The organism is Pseudomonas sp. BMW13 (assembly GCF_013357275.1).
GTDB classification, from domain to species: domain Bacteria; phylum Pseudomonadota; class Gammaproteobacteria; order Pseudomonadales; family Pseudomonadaceae; genus Aquipseudomonas; species Aquipseudomonas khazarica.
Window position 1 is genome coordinate 1 of sequence record NZ_SUKD01000052.1, and the last position, 298, is coordinate 298.

General features: G+C 64.8%; 1 protein-coding gene. It reads right to left on the reverse strand.

Features of this window, described 5'->3' with window-relative positions:
- On the reverse strand, nt 1-298 hold a 298-nt coding region (locus E4487_RS24110; RefSeq protein WP_175254555.1), incomplete at both ends, for an aminotransferase class III-fold pyridoxal phosphate-dependent enzyme.

Below are 298 nucleotides of genomic sequence, written 5' to 3' on the forward strand. Positions count from 1 at the left end.
CGGGTGATCCGCCAGCTCGCGCAGACGCTTCTGCAAATACGGTGCCGTTTCCGCCTTCACCCGCTCGACGATGCCCTCCTCCTTGAGGATGCGCAGGTTCTCCAGGCCCACCGCCGCCGCCACCGGATGCCCGGAATAGGTGAAGCCGTGGTTGAAATCGCCATGCGCCTCGATCACCTCGAACACCTTGTCGCTGACGATCAGGCCACCCATCGGCACATAGCCGCTGGTCAGCCCCTTGGCGATGGTCATCAGGTCGGGCTGCAGGCCGTAGTACTGGCTGCCGAACCACTCGCCG